Raw genomic sequence first — 14,613 nt, forward strand, 5'->3', positions numbered from 1 at the left:
CTGAGATGATGCACTACATGCAGTGAATGGCAGACATGAAAAAAACTCGACTCGGGAATCGAGTCGAGTCAAGTAATATCGTTAGGCACGGTCCCAGAAGCGGGCAGTCGCAATCCCATCGATGAACGCATTGAATCCATTGAGGTTATGCTCGTCAAACGTGAAGACACCAGGTTGGTCTTGCTTCACGCGGCATGTGGCGAGTGCCTCTTTATGGTGTACGTGTAGAGCGAGCGGTTTATAGTGCTTATACGTGTTCTCGATAAATTCGAGCACATCATCCTCGACGGTCGTCGCGGTACTCACTAAGAATGCGGCATCGAAAAGACTCGAGTCGACCGTATCGTATGTCTCCTTCACTTTCAGGTCACCAAGCATATACGCTTTCTTGCCGACGAGGCTGTAGTTGACGTTGTGGTCGGCGAGCGTCTGTACCCATTGCTTCACCTGGTTCGCATCCACGTCACCAGCGAGGAGAAGGGCGACGCTCTTCGTATCGGGCTTTTTGATTGTGTTCGCCATCGAGAGAGCAGGGGACGTCTTATCTGACTGGACCTCATTGTTCTCTTCTGGCACATGTACCCCTAAGTTGTCGGCGACGACTTCAGCGAGATGACGATCGATACGGTTCAATAAATCGACGGCGTTCTCTTTCACCATGTCCGACTCACATTTTCCGAGCTCAAAACTGCAGGCATCTTGGATGTGTTGTTTTTCGACATCGGTCATGCTGTTATAGAAGAGCTTCGCCTGTGAATAGAAATCAAGGAAGCTGTCGCTACGCCCCCGAATCTTATGACCATCGATTTTCTCTTGATAGTGCTCAAATCCACCTTGATCGGCTGGCACAGGTTCCGGCTGATTATTGTTAAGCGCATTTTTATGGTAGCTCGTCTGACCTTTGTGGACGGCCATTTGATGCATCCCGTCCCGCTGGTTGTTGTGGAAGGGACAGACGGGCTTGTTGATTGGGATCTGGTGGAAGTTTGGTCCACCGAGACGTGAAAGCTGCGTGTCCGTATACGAGAACAGACGACCTTGTAAGAGTGGATCGTTCGAGAAGTCGATTCCTGGGACGAGATGACCCGGGTGGAAGGCGACTTGTTCGGTTTCCGCGAAGAAGTTGTCGACGTTCCGGTTGAGTGTCATCTTCCCGACGAGTTTCACTGGAATCTCTTCTTCCGGCCACAGTTTGGTCGGGTCTAAGATGTCGAAGTCGTAGTTGAACTCCTCTTCTTCCGGGATCAACTGCAGACCGAGCTCCCATTCCGGATAGTCGCCTTTATTGATGGCTTCATACAAGTCGACACGGTGGAAGTCAGCGTTTTTCCCGACTGCCTTTTGGGCTTCGTCCCATACTTGTGAATGAACCCCGAGCTTCGGTTTCCAATGGAATTTGACGAAATGCGCTTTTCCTTCCGCATTTACGAGACGGAACGTATGCACCCCGAATCCTTCCATCATGCGTAGACTACGCGGAATTCCCCGGTCACTCATTGCCCACATGACCATATGGGCTGTTTCATGGTTTTGTCCGACGAAATCCCAAAACGTATCGTGCGCGCTTCCCCCTTGCGGCACTTCCGTATGTGGTTCAGGCTTCACGGCATGAACGAGGTCAGGGAACTTGATGGCATCTTGGATAAAGAAGACCGGAATGTTGTTTCCGACTAAATCATAGTTCCCTTCGTCTGTATAGAACTTCGTCGCAAAACCACGGACGTCACGTACCGTATCCGCGGACCCGCGTGAGCCTTGGACGGTCGAGAAACGGACGAATACCGGTGTCGTCTTCGAAGGGTCATTCAAGAAATCCGCTTTTGTGAACTCGGCGAGCGGTTCATACACCTGGAACTCCCCGTGTGCCCCGACGCCGCGCGCGTGGACGATTCGTTCCGGAATCCGTTCATGGTCGAAGTGGGTCATCTTTTCGCGGAAATGGAAATCCTCGATCAATGTCGGACCACGACGTCCTGCTTTCAGCGAGAATTCGTCTTCCGCCATCTTCAGACCTTGGTTTGTCGTCAAGCCAGCTTGTTGTTCGTTATCAATCGTATGTTGTTTTAACTGCTCTTCTTTCTTGTTCCCCATGTCATTGCCTCCCTTAAGTATGACTGACCGTCGTAAGTCGCGTTTTGACCTACTGTATCGGTGTTCCCTAACGCCAATAAAAAAATCCCTCTTTTTCAAAAAAGAGAGATTTCACACAAATATTTATAACGCGGCCCACACATGTTGTTTCAATACGATTTGTTGTACCGTTTTTGGGTCGAGTTCGTATTTTGTGGCAATGATACGTGTTACTTTCGCTTTCGCATCGGGGTCGTCAGGATTTTGTTTCGTATATTGATTTTGCCATGACCTCCAAATTTGAATCTCTGCATCGGTCAATTTGGTCGCCCATTCTTTTTCTCGAAGTTGCCAACCGAACATCATCTCGTCTGTTTGACCGGGTTCCACCCAGTCTGCAAGTGCATAGTCGCCTTCCGGAGCGAATACGGCTTCACCAAGTGGCGGTTCCGTCCCGATATAGGCAGCATCATCATAAAATCGTAACAAGGCGGCCTGGAACTGATCAGACTGTTTCACGTCATCGATGACGTCATGGCTGACAGATTGAAGCTCATCCGTACTCGGTTCACCATGTACGACGATATCATATTCGAACCGAGTGATACCGTCTTCTTCAATGGGAGTACGTTCTTCAATCGTATATATTTCCTCGGAAATAGAGGTTTGTTCAGACTTCAACTGCGTTGTAAAGGACGATTCCTGCGGCCAAAACCAGAGGGCGAAGCCGAGAGGGACGAGGAATACGGCGAGACGACGTAGTCGGTACACCTTGTTTGATTTTCTTTTTTTCTTCAATCCAAAAACACTCCTTTAATTATGTAACAATCCCCAAAATATCGGGGATTACGTTCGATCTAAACGAACGAGGTCCGCATCGGGATGCGACTGACCACGAACGAGGGAACTTAAAATACGAGAACCAAGCATGCTATACACCGTCCCATTTCCCCCATATCCGAGCAAATAAAACAAGTTAGGTCGATTCGGGTGCTCCCCGATGAACGGGAGTTGGTCCACCGACTCTCCGAACAAGGCGACCCAAGCATAATCGACTTCTAGGTCATACATCGGGAAGAGCTCGGCGATTTTTTCTTTCACCCGTTCCGCCCGGTCGTTCATGAGCGCCTCGTCGTGCGGCGTCTCTGCCTTGTCTTCGTCAAGTCCGCCAGCGATAATCCGCCCGTCCGGAGTCGTGCGTAGATAGAGATATGGTCGTTTCGTCTCCCAAATGAGTGCACGCCCTTCCCATTCACTGAACTCGGCGATTGGGTTCGTTGCGATGGCGTATGACCGATTCAAATCGATTCGATGGGAGTCGAGTAGGGGAGCCGGTCCATAACCTGTTGCAAAGATGACTTTATTCGCTTTAAATGTTCCGTTTGAGGTGAACACGATCCATCCGTCACCATCAGACACGATTTCATCTACTGATGTCTCTTCAAAAATCGGGACGTGTTGTTTTGATAAATAGCGGATGATTTGACGACTGAGCGTGAGTGGGTTGACCTCGGCATCGCCTTTGGTGATGAGGGCCGCCGGTTTTTCAAATGGGAAGCGTTCACGTAATGCTTCACGATCCAACCACTCCACATCAAAACCATGTTTGGATAGCATCTCATACTCACGTTTCAATTTGGCAACATCGGCTTCTTCACTCGCAAAACAAAGACTGTCCCGTCGGATATATATATCGGAAGCATCGACATCTTTCGCCACCTGATCGAGTGATTCGACCGCGTTGAGACATAATTGATAGAAGCGTACCGCTGCCGCTTCTCCAATTTTTTCTGCGAGTTCGTGTAACATGATGTCATTTGAATATTGAATTAAACCGGTATTTGCTGATGTGCTTCCTGTACCGACTTTTCGCCCATCGAGCACCGCAAAATCGACGCCATCTTGTTGTAACGTATAAGCCGTCAACGTTCCGGACATACCGGCTCCGATGACGAGTACGTCGTAATGCTCTTTTTTGTCAGGTCTTTCTAACACGACATCCTCTGATTCGGTCGTTGGCCAATATAAGTCTCCGTTATACAATTCCATCGGGTTCATCCTCCATGATTCAGTATCTTCCTCTTTATCCCCGCTTCAAGAGAGGTGAAACCAAAAAACCGCAGACGATGTGTCTGCGGTTCAACATGTTATTTCTTGATGATGATGGATGAAGGAGAAGCGCCTTTCGTATATGTGATGCGTTGGACGTTTTTTGCCCCACGAATCTCAGCAAGGTTTTTCCCGTCAACGATTACTTCTTTTACCGTCGCGCCTTTGAAGTCGATGATGGCACCGGCTTCTTTCGGCTTCACTTGAACGACGACATTTTTCAATGGGTCTCCTGTCAATTCCGTGTATACGCCACGAACGAAGATGCCGTTTTTGAAGTTCGTGCCTTTTCCGATTGTCACGCCGATGTAATCCTCTTGAAGGACGAGGCGTGCAGCTTTATGGTTTTCTACAGTATAACGCGTCAATTCCACTTCTGGTTCCGGTGTGAAGTCGATTTGAGCAAGGACTGGATCGTGGTCACTCGCACGCCCTGACATCTCAGTGAAGTCCGAGTTGACGTGAATCATGTCAATTTTCGTAGAAGCGGCCAAGCGGTTCGAGACGAGGATGTGATCGAGGACTTGTGAGTTCCCTTGATACACATACGAGTAGCGGTCGACAGCAGGAACTTTCTCGACCATGTTCGTCATCAAGTCACCTTTAAAGATTTGGAGCGCATCCGAGAATTCGAAATCGTTGAAGTCACCAAGTGCGACAACATTCGCTTCTGGATTCTTCGTCTTCACGTCTGCGACGAAGTTGTGGACGACTTGTGCGATTTTCTTACGTTGCACTTCACTTCCGAGTACGACCGGTTGTTGTGAACCGAAGAAACCAGTGTCGCCACCTTTCGAGTTCCAATGGTTCGCGATCACGATGACGTTCTCGCCTTGGAAGTCGAATTGAGCAGCTAACGGTTTACGCGAACGTGAGAACGCTTCGTTCATCGGGTCGATGCGTCCTGGGTTGTGCGTCAATTTCCCATCGGCGTATCCGACGGCCGTCGTCGCATCACCAGCAGGAATTCCCTCCGTCAATGACACGCGCTCAGGATCGTACAAGAAGCCGACACGGATGTTGGCATCTGGGGCGCCTCCGTCTTGGTTGTTCTCTGGGTCGATGTTGACGTATTTATACGTCTTCCCACCGACAGCGACAATGTTATCGATTAAGCGCTGATAGCTCTGGTCAGCGGCAGAACCTGCCCCTTTATCCTGTCCATCGTTGTCTTGTACTTCCGTCACACCGATGATGTCAGGGCTGTTCAATTCGTTGACGAACGCTTTCGCCAGTTTGAGTGCCTTTTCATCTGATGTTTCTTTGATGTTGTTCGAGAAGTTCTCTAAGTTATACGATGCAATTGTTAATTGATCTTCTTCTGCCTCGATGAATGTCTTCTCACGCTGCGCATCTCCTTTGACGAAGGCCGCTTTCATGTCTTCAAGTGAGGCTTGAATCTTATAGTTACCGAATGAATAGCCGACCACACCGACAATCGGTCCGTTGAAACGGTCGCCCGTCGCGACATCGAAGTCACGCGCTTCTGCATTTGGTTCGAGACGGAACTGAATGCGTTCTGGGTTCGCGTCGTTCTTTTTCAATAAGACACCGCCATTATATGTCTCTGTTGGCGTATCTTCGAGAACTGTGACTAAGTCACCATATTCTTGTGGTCCAACCGATTTCAAGTTGTTCGTTTGAACGCGCATCCCTTCAAGGCTCTCCCAGAAGTCGATGGCATCCTTCTCCGGGTTGAAGACGGCGAGGTTATCGCTGTCGATAAATTCGGTCGGAAGGTTTGAGGCATCAATCGTAATTGGAGTCGGAAGGGTGACACCACTGGCGACGACTTCAACTTTTCCGTTACGTGTATCGATTTGTGTCATCTTCATATCCGTCTGTTGGCGATCACTATATCCTTCGATTGCGTACTCGCTCACTTTTCCGTTCACTTTGACGAGGTCCCCGACTTGAATGCCAGCAATCGAACGTCCGCCGTAAAGGACAATCCCTTCAGATGTCCGTGCATCGTCATCGGCTTCCGAATCAGGCGTTTGGATGAAGTAATAGGTCGTTCCACTTGAGACGAACGTAGACGTGACGATTCCTTCGACACCTTCAACCGTCTGTCCGTTCATCGGAGTCGTATGGTTCGCACCTTGGATGTCGTGAATGCGAATCTTGTCTGTAATCTTATAAGAGAACGTTAAGACGGCGCTGAATGTGTCTCCCGTTTTCACGACCGTCTTCAATGTCGTCGAGTTTTCAATGCGGATTGGGTTTTCGTAACGAAGCCCATTCTCTTTTGGATCAGAGCCGTCGAGCGTATAGAAAATCTCAGCGTCTACTGTCGTGGTCGAGAGCGTCACGTCTTGTGGACCAACGAATGTACCGGCACCTGGTTTCGCGACAGCCGGCCGAAGAACGGACGTATCGATAACCGTGTCCGCCGGGTCACGAGGGATGATTTGGTACGTATCGTCAAACTGTTGAACGATTCCTGTGATCGATGAATAGTTCACATCCGTCTGTAAATCAAGGATGCCTCGCTCGTCGCGAACGATGAACTCTTTTGTTCCATCCGTCGCCGTCAAGTTCTGACCGCTACCTGTGAGTGTGACATTTTTGACGGTGACGAGTTCTGATTCCACGTCCTCGTTGATTTGTTCCCCTGTCAAGACTTGGGCATTAGGAAGTGTTGCTGCCTGTTTCGAGACGACGACGGCATTGTTCAATTGAAGAAGCTCACGATATGAACCGACGACCCCTGTGACAACAATCTCATCTCCGACGTTGACGGCAAGAGATGTCGGACGGATAGACAGACCACCTGTCGCGTCTTGAACGGAGATGGTGTTCGCTAATTTAGCCGTGACGACTCCTTTTACGGTGACCGTCTCATTTTCTGCCTTTGTTCGTGCATCAGCAATTGAAATTGGTGTGATTGGTGCAGGAGGCTCCGTTGTGCCGCCATCTCCGTATTCGACGCCTTGGAACGTATGTAACCCGAGATTGTCGAACGTGTCTTGTGGTGTCGATGACCATTCGACAGCCGGATCGAAGGCATCACTGCCATCACTGTCTCCCTTTGCGACCGTGTCTTTACGGATGAGTGATTGGTCAGCAGTCGCAACGGTCGTTCCCCATTTTGTCCCTGGGTCGAAGCCGAGTTGACCGAAGACATCCAGAACCGTGTCTCCTTTTTTCAAGACGATCGTGTCATCCCCGTTGAAGTTCGTCACGGCACTCACCGTATCCGATTTTGCTTTCAATGTGTCCGACGCACTGCCGTTCACAATGACATATGTAGCTCCTGGTGCGAGTGTGCCCGTCAAATTCAATGTATTTCCGGCAGTCGTACCTCCGTTTGAATACAGTTCAATTTTGTAAGCGGAAAGGTCGATTGTCGCGTTCGTTCCGTTGAATAACTCGATTGCTTTATTGTTGCTCGATCCTTCTACGTACTCTGAAATGAAGAGGTCTGATGCGTTCAACGTCTCGGCGTTTACGTTTGCCGCAATCGGCGTCATACTGCTGACGATGAGTCCTGCTGATAAGGCGAGGCCAGTGACTGCCTTAAATGATTGTGTTGGTTTCCCCATGTGTAAGTCTCCCTTAGATGTAATGGTCTAATCCGATTTCCCCAACTCGCGTCGTTATAAATAAGTGAATTTATATCCTCCTTTTTCAAAAAAACGACATGATAGCGCTTACATTACTTTTCTTGTGACGAATCCCTTGAAAAATTATTCGTGTATTGTCAAAAATAACACGTTCATTTCCCAAGTTTTTTACTACATGTTAAACATAACCAAGCAGACGTCAGAACTCAATCCACTAAACACGAAGTTATGATTACATTTTGATTACAAGGTAAATGTAGTCGGAAGAACTTGACGAGTAGCTTAAGAACTCTTACACTCTTCTAATACGAATTAATTGTATCGGTTAAGTTGGAATTAAAGGAGGCACTAATGAAAGCAGTCAATTACCCAGTCATTCCTGGAGCAGGCGCATTTTATTATGAAGGAAACGAGATCGGTATTTTGCTTTGTCACGGCTTTAACGGGACACCTCAAAGTGTACAGGACGTCGGAATTGAGTTGATGAAGCAAGGGTTTACGGTGTATGCCCCGCGCTTGAAAGGGCATGGGACACATCCGGAAGACTTTCGATGTTCCACGCATCGATGTTGGTATAAAAGTGTGACGAAAGGAATCGAGCGATTACGCGAGTCGTGTCAGACGGTCATCGTCGTCGGTCAGTCAATGGGTGGGACGTTGGCACTCAAGGCTGCCCTTGAAGGAAAGGCGGATGCGATTGTGACAATCAATGCCGCGTTATCGGTACCAGGATATGCGTGTCATGCGTCGGATACCGAGTGTCGATTTATCGACGAAGATGCGCCCGACATCTTGGCAAAAGACGTATATGAGATTGTCTATGACCGTGTGCCTACAAGAGCGATTCGGGAATTGCTTTCGCTGATTGACGAGGTGCGACCGCACGTCGGAGCGGTTGATGTGCCGACATATGTCATCCATTCTGCTGTCGACAACGTAGTACCGCCTTCCGACTCCATCTGGTTGTTCGATCAGTTACAAGGAAAAAAAGAATACGCGGTGCTTCCTAACTCGTATCACGTCGCGACGATGGACCATGATTGGAAGCATTTGTCGAAGCTGATCACGACCTTCTGTGAACAGGTTGGGGCGCGCCATCAAAATGCAGTGTAAAACTGCATTTTTTTGTGGGCTGATTCTTTGCAAACGCTTGCACTAGTGCTATGGTAGATGTGAATCATACCTTATTGTAGGAGGCACGGTGCCGTATGGAGACGTTGTTCAGCCAAACGAAACAAACAGAAATCAGTCGTGTATGGTGGAAAGAGGCCATCGCCTATCAAATTTATCCAAGAAGTTTCAACGATTCGAACGGGGATGGAATCGGTGATCTTCGCGGAATTATTGAAAAGCTCGATTACTTAGAAGACCTTGGAATTGATGTCATTTGGATTTGTCCGATGTACAAATCGCCAAATGATGATAACGGATATGATATCAGTGACTATCAAGACATTATGGACGAGTTTGGGACGATGGAGGATTTTGATGCCTTACTAGAGGCGGTGCATGCACGAGGGATGAAACTGTTGCTCGATCTCGTTGTCAACCATACGTCGGACGAGCATCCATGGTTCCTTGAATCGAAAAGCTCGAAAGACAATCCGAAACGGGATTGGTATATTTGGCGAGATGGGAAAGATGGGATGCCACCGAGTAACTGGGCGAGTATCTTTGGCGGGTCCGCTTGGGAATATGATGAACAGACTAATCAATATTACTTGCACGTCTTCTCGAAGAAACAACCCGATTTGAACTGGGAGAATCGTGAAGTTCGGACGGCTGTCTATGACATGATCAACTGGTGGCTCGATAAAGGAGTAGACGGATTCCGTGTCGATGCGATCAGTCATATTAAAAAGATGCCGGCGGAGACGATGTTACCTTCTCCGGACGGGAAATCGATCGTTACGGCGTTTTCGATGTACTCGAATATCGATGGAATCCATGAATATCTACAAGAGATGAAGCGAGAAACGTTCTCCAAATACGACATTATGACTGTTGGGGAGACGAATGGCATTGAGCCGGAAGAAGCCGACCAATGGATGGGACCAGAGAATGGTGCGATGAATATGGCCTTTCACTTTGATCATGTCGATATCATGCGACGGTCGCGTCTTGCCCCGCTCGATGTCGTCGAGCTGAAACGAATCTTCGATAAATGGCAGCAGGGGTTACGCGAAACTGGATGGAACGCATTATACATTGAAAACCATGACATGGTGCGAGCGGTATCTCTCGTCGGGGATGAGCATCATTATTGGCGTGAAAGTGCCACTGCACTTGGGATGATGTACTTCTTCATGCACGGGACACCATTCATTTATCAAGGACAAGAGATTGGGATGAAGAATGTGCCGCTCCCATCTATCCATGACTATGATGATGTCGCAACGAAAAACGAGTACTTTGAACGCATCGCGAATGGGATGAGTGAAATCGATTCGATGCAACAAGTATGGGGCACATCTCGTGATAACGTCCGGACACCGATCCAGTGGGATGCCTCACCTTATGCCGGTTTCTCGACGGCGACCCCATGGATGCCGATTCACGAAGAGTATGAGACGCTCAACGTCGAGGCACAGCGACACGACCAGCACTCCATTCTGTCGTTCTATAAGGAGATGATCCGTCTTCGTCGAGCTGAGGAGACGTTTACGTATGGTCGTTATCGTGACGTCTTGCCTGAACATAAGCAAGCCTTCGTCTATGAGCGTACGTTTGAGAACAACCGCTTCTTCGTGGTCGTCAACTTGACCGCCAATCCGGCAGAAGTGACCATTCCGGAAATTGCAGGCGCCACGCTTGTCATGACGAATGAGATTGACCCCGAGACGATTGATACGGAAACGTTTATGCTTCGTCCATTCGCAGCACGGTTATATCGTTTATGATAGAGAGGTACCTTCCTAAGAGGGTACCTCTTTTAGAGGAGAGGTGGGGATGAGGATGCATACGATTGAATTTTCCAATGACAATGAGGTCGTACGCGTCGTCATTGAAAGCGCCAATCGCGAACAGTTGGATTTGATGGTGGATGAGCAACACGCTACGATTTCTGTGAAAGCGTACCTCGATTTTGGAGAGGCGTTTGCCAAGGCATTTCATTCTTTGAAAGGGACGGCCGGACTCCGCGATGTGGAAGGAAACCATGTCTTGGATGTGATTTTTTCGCATCGAGGGGTCAGCGTTCGATTTTATGATTCGTTTCCTGAAAAGACGCTACAGACCAATCAAAGTTACATGACAGAAACGATGCGACAGATCGGCATCTGGAATAGGCTGTGACAAATGAGGGAAAAGAGCATATGATAGAGATTGACTAAATGGAAAGGGGTGTCGGGTATGGATGGAACGAAACGTGCTGACATTCGCCCAGGACTCCACGTCCAAATCGTTTTAAAACAAGATCAACGAAGCGGAAAGCTGACGAAAGGCGTCGTTCAAGATATATTAACGAACTCGCCACGTCATCCGCACGGAATCAAAGTGCGTTTGAGCGATGGACAGGTCGGTCGTGTGAAAGTGATCGAAGCTGGAGGTGAGTAAGATGAGCGAGAAAAAACTATCTTTTCAAGAGGCGATGAAACAAAAGCTGGCAGAGAAGAAGCAAAATCAAACGAAGGTTCCGACGGGTTTGCATGGTACAAAACAGAAACCGTTGACGAGCCAATTGACGAAAAAACCAAATAACCAGAAGAAACGTACTGGTATTTAAACTCGCAGCTACTCGAAAAGAGTGGCTGTTTTTTTGATTATTCATTTCGTTATTGTGAATTATAATCATGATTTAATATTTCTAAACATTTTTATGTAAGCGCTTTAAATGCTTATAAATAAGGGATCTCGCTTATATGATGTGAAAAAAGAGTGAAATGACCTATAAAAAAATTATTGATAATTGTCAGAATCTTTGTATAATTCAGAACTAAGACATCATAAAAAATTCTCAACTTCAGATTCACACAACAGGGAGGAACTTATTCATGGAAGCGATTCAAGGTATGTTACAAGGAAGCGTCGACTTTTTGAACAACATCTTATGGTCGTACGTATTGATCGCCGTTCTCGTTGGAGCCGGGATCTACTTCACGGTCAGAACACGTTTTATGCAGTTCCGTTACTTAAAAGAAATGTTACGTACGGTGACAGATAAATCGGACGTTACACTTTCAAAAGACGGGAAGAGTATTTCTTCAATGAAATCATTCTTTATCGGTGCCGCGACTCGAATCGGTACAGGTAACCTTGCCGGGGTCACGGTAGCGGTCACACTTGGTGGACCAGGAGCGGTCTTCTGGATGTGGATCGTCGCCCTTCTTGGTGGTGCGACAGCCATGATTGAAAGCACGCTCGCTCAAGTATACAAAGTGAAAGACGATGTCGCGTACCGCGGTGGTCCAGCTTACTACATCGAAAAAGGTTTGAACAACCGTGCACTTGGAATCGTATTTGCGGTTCTCATTGCTGTCACATTCGGACTCATCTTCAACTCTGTTCAATCGAACACAATCGCTGCAGCATTCGATAACGCATTTGGAATCGATGCGGCGATCGGCGGAGCAATCTTAGTTGTTCTTACTGGTCTTGTCATCTTTGGTGGTGTACAACGTGTCGCGAACTTCTCGGCGATCGTCGTACCAGTCATGGCTGTTCTCTACCTTGCCATCGCACTCTACGTTGTCGTTGTGAACTTTGCTGAACTTCCAGGCGTCTTCGCTATGATTTTCCAAAGCGCATTTGGTTTGAACGAAGCAGTCGGTGGTTCAATCGGTGCTGCAATCTCAATGGGTGTACGCCGTGGACTCTTCTCGAACGAAGCAGGTATGGGTTCTGCACCAAACGCAGCAGCAGCTGCTGAAGTATCGCACCCTGCGAAACAAGGTTTCCTTCAATCACTCGGTGTATTCTTGGATACGTTGATCGTATGTACAGCAACTGCAGCGATCATCCTTCTCTCAGACAGCTACGCTGCTGGAAATGGTGAAGGGATTGTCCTTCTTCAAAACGCATTGACTGAACAAATCGGAGCACTTGCTCCAGCATTCATCGCTGTCAGCGTCTTCTTGTTCGCCTTCAGCTCGATCGCAGGAAGCTACTACTACGGTGAAACGAACATCGAATTCATTAAGAAGAGCAAAGGTGCAGTTCTTGGATTCCGTCTTGCGACAATGGCATTCGTCTTCATCGGAGCGGTCGCAAGCCTTGGATTCGTATGGAGCCTCGCTGACCTCTTCATGGCAGGGATGACATTGATCAACATCGCGGCAATCACATTGCTCGGTGGCGTTGCCTTCAAAGTTCTTAAAGATTACGAAGAGCAACGAGCTCAAGGTCTCAACCCACGCTTCTCGGCTCGTAAACTCGGTATCGAGAATACAGAGTGCTGGGATGTGGAAGAAGACGAAGTGGCACAAGGTACTGTTCAAGCAGCAGCAGCCGACGCTTCAAAATCATAATTCGTGAAATGCAACAAACAGGGACCCTGCTAATCGGGGTCCCTGTCTTTTTATGCATGATGACGTATCGGCTTGACGGTTTGTTCCGTCTCCGCCTTATTCAAGTATAAGTAACTTCCTGCAACGAACAACGCACCACCGACAATATTACCGAGTGTGGCGAAGAAGAGATTATAAAGGGCACCGCTAAAGGTGACGAGGTCCGACGGTACATAGTGGAGCGCGAGGGCGAAAACGCCCATGTTCGCAATCGAGTGCTCGAATCCAGCAGCGAAGAATACGACGACCGGAAGCATCGTCAGCATAATCTTCGCGACGTCATTGTTCGTTTTGAGCGGCATGAAGATGGCCAAACAGACGAGCACGTTACATAAGATTCCTTTCAAGAAAATAGCAAAGGCGTCTCCACCGATTTTCTTCGCGGCGACGACAGCGAGCAAATGGTCACCCGTCACGTCACCCATACTATGAGCCCCGATGACGAGAAGCGATAGCAAGACGGCACCAATCAAGTTACCGACCCAACTGAGTCCCCATATCTTTACGAGGTCGAACCAAGCGACACGTCCTCGTTTTGCACCAGTGTAGAGATACATGGTGTTGCTCGTGAACAACTCTCCCCCCATCCAGACAATGAAGACGAGTGCCACCGAGAAACTGGCGCCTGCAATCAGCATCGTACCGGGGACATCGATGAACATGTTTCCGACGGTGAATGAGAAGACGACTCCAATCCCGATTAAAAAACCGGCGATTATCGATCGTAACATGTATTGAGGAAATGAATGTTGAAGCAATGATGATTTCTTGAATGCGGCTTCTTCCATATAATCGACGACTTGCTTTTCCATGAAAAGACCTCCTTTAGACCCTTTCAGTCTAGGAGGTCGACGTCAAGTTTGCAATTGTTTTCACAAACTTTCAAGAAGTTCTCAAGAAACCGTTCACATCGTTGCCACGAGTTCAACTTTGATGCGGTCCGGGTCTTCAAAAAATAGTGCTGTATAGTTTGGGCCACCTGCGTGGGGGAAGCGTTCCGCGTACAATTGGCGAAACCCGTGGGATGCGAGTTGTTGCCGAACTTCTTCTAGTTGTGCGAGGGAAGACGCATGAAATGCCAAGTGATTAAGACCAGTCTTTTTTCGGTGATAAGGTGGCGTCAGGTGGGCCTCTTCCGTTTGAACGAACACGAGATATGTCTCGCCGTAACGATAACTCCGTCCTTCGGGCCATGATTGATAGAGCGTGTACCCAAGTTGTTCACAGAGGAGCCATTCCCAGGCACGAATACTGTCATGTAGGTTCGAAACGTAAAGTTCGACATGGTGAAGCATGAGAATCATCCTTTCGATGGACGTTTGAAAATGGTCCGTTCGGTATAATTGAACTATACAACGAATGAG

General features: G+C 48.2%; 12 protein-coding genes. 6 read left to right on the forward strand and 6 right to left on the reverse strand.

Annotation, left to right across the window (positions count from 1 at the left end):
• Positions 1-81: 81 nt before the first annotated feature.
• The 4 genes from GVY43_RS11835 to GVY43_RS11850 all read right to left on the reverse strand — a co-directional run bounded on the left by GVY43_RS11835 (position 82) and on the right by GVY43_RS11850 (position 7,724).
• Positions 82-2,091: a catalase gene (locus GVY43_RS11835; RefSeq protein ID WP_159563251.1), complete on the reverse strand. Its 2,010-nt coding sequence runs from the start codon at positions 2,089-2,091 to the stop codon at positions 82-84.
• Between the two features lie 123 nt (positions 2,092-2,214).
• Complete coding sequence (locus tag GVY43_RS11840) at positions 2,215-2,868, reverse strand: hypothetical protein (RefSeq protein WP_159563252.1); 654 nt, start codon at positions 2,866-2,868, stop codon at positions 2,215-2,217.
• Positions 2,869-2,916: 48 nt separating this feature from the next.
• Positions 2,917-4,119 (reverse strand): FAD-binding oxidoreductase, encoded by a 1,203-nt coding sequence (locus GVY43_RS11845; RefSeq protein ID WP_159563253.1) that lies wholly within the window; start codon positions 4,117-4,119, stop codon positions 2,917-2,919.
• A gap of 98 nt (positions 4,120-4,217) precedes the next feature.
• On the reverse strand, positions 4,218-7,724 hold the full coding sequence (locus tag GVY43_RS11850) for a lamin tail domain-containing protein (RefSeq protein WP_159563254.1): 3,507 nt from the start codon (positions 7,722-7,724) through the stop codon (positions 4,218-4,220).
• Positions 7,725-8,096: 372 nt separating this feature from the next.
• On the opposite strand from GVY43_RS11850, the gene GVY43_RS11855 reads away from it, so the two are divergent.
• From GVY43_RS11855 to GVY43_RS11875, 6 genes are all read left to right on the forward strand, one after another.
• Positions 8,097-8,858 (forward strand): carboxylesterase, encoded by a 762-nt coding sequence (locus GVY43_RS11855; protein WP_159563255.1) that lies wholly within the window; start codon positions 8,097-8,099, stop codon positions 8,856-8,858.
• Between the two features lie 131 nt (positions 8,859-8,989).
• Positions 8,990-10,645 (forward strand): alpha-glucosidase, encoded by a 1,656-nt coding sequence (locus tag GVY43_RS11860; protein WP_159563670.1) that lies wholly within the window; start codon positions 8,990-8,992, stop codon positions 10,643-10,645.
• Positions 10,646-10,700: 55 nt separating this feature from the next.
• Positions 10,701-11,039 (forward strand): hypothetical protein, encoded by a 339-nt coding sequence (locus GVY43_RS11865; RefSeq protein ID WP_159563256.1) that lies wholly within the window; start codon positions 10,701-10,703, stop codon positions 11,037-11,039.
• 57 nt (positions 11,040-11,096) lie between these two features.
• Positions 11,097-11,300 (forward strand): YwbE family protein, encoded by a 204-nt coding sequence (locus GVY43_RS11870; RefSeq protein ID WP_015880320.1) that lies wholly within the window; start codon positions 11,097-11,099, stop codon positions 11,298-11,300.
• Position 11,301: 1 nt separating this feature from the next.
• Complete coding sequence (locus tag GVY43_RS15995) at positions 11,302-11,469, forward strand: hypothetical protein (RefSeq protein WP_015880321.1); 168 nt, start codon at positions 11,302-11,304, stop codon at positions 11,467-11,469.
• A gap of 268 nt (positions 11,470-11,737) precedes the next feature.
• On the forward strand, positions 11,738-13,210 hold the full coding sequence (locus GVY43_RS11875; RefSeq protein ID WP_159563257.1) for a sodium:alanine symporter family protein: 1,473 nt from the start codon (positions 11,738-11,740) through the stop codon (positions 13,208-13,210).
• A 50-nt stretch (positions 13,211-13,260) separates the two neighbouring features.
• Here the strand turns inward: GVY43_RS11875 and GVY43_RS11880 are convergent, their stop codons facing one another.
• On the reverse strand, positions 13,261-14,061 hold the full coding sequence (locus GVY43_RS11880; protein ID WP_159563258.1) for a formate/nitrite transporter family protein: 801 nt from the start codon (positions 14,059-14,061) through the stop codon (positions 13,261-13,263).
• 93 nt (positions 14,062-14,154) lie between these two features.
• The gene (locus GVY43_RS11885) at positions 14,155-14,544 is read right to left on the reverse strand and encodes a VOC family protein (protein ID WP_159563259.1); all 390 of its coding nucleotides are present in this window, start codon (positions 14,542-14,544) and stop codon (positions 14,155-14,157) included.
• Positions 14,545-14,613: the final 69 nt, after the last annotated feature.

The organism is Exiguobacterium sp. 8H (genome assembly GCF_902506255.1).
GTDB classification, from domain to species: domain Bacteria; phylum Bacillota; class Bacilli; order Exiguobacteriales; family Exiguobacteriaceae; genus Exiguobacterium; species Exiguobacterium profundum.